This is a genomic window from Pseudoalteromonas sp. HM-SA03, assembly GCF_002289345.1.
Classification (GTDB): Bacteria; Pseudomonadota; Gammaproteobacteria; order Enterobacterales; family Alteromonadaceae; genus Pseudoalteromonas.
This window is the reverse complement of sequence record NZ_NSDG01000161.1, coordinates 1-291: the sequence shown is the minus strand read 5'-3', so window position 1 is coordinate 291 and position 291 is coordinate 1. Positions and strand designations below refer to the sequence as shown.

General features: G+C 42.6%; 1 pseudogene. It reads left to right on the top strand.

The annotated features are described in order from the left end of the window. Positions 1-291, top strand: a pseudogene (locus CKO50_RS23135) (hypothetical protein); the annotation flags it as partial.

The following is a 291-nucleotide window of genomic DNA, read 5'->3' as shown; positions in this document are numbered from 1 at the left end:
GCAAAACCCTGTAAAGACGCATTTGCCCCAAGAGATGATTTTGATGGCCCTGCACGCCTCTTTGGTGCTTGGAATTGTGACGGTGAAAAAGTTGCGGTAGTTCGTCACCCAAGCCTAATACTTTTTCGGATGGTAATCACCATATTGTCAGCAATTGCTGGATTTATGTTGATTGTACTGGCACTGGTTGGTGCATTTTCAGCTGGCTATTTATACTTGTGTTTGGCAGGTCTTTTCATCACGCCTTTCTTGTTGTTTAAATTTTCTGACGCTTTACGGTTTCTTGATAAC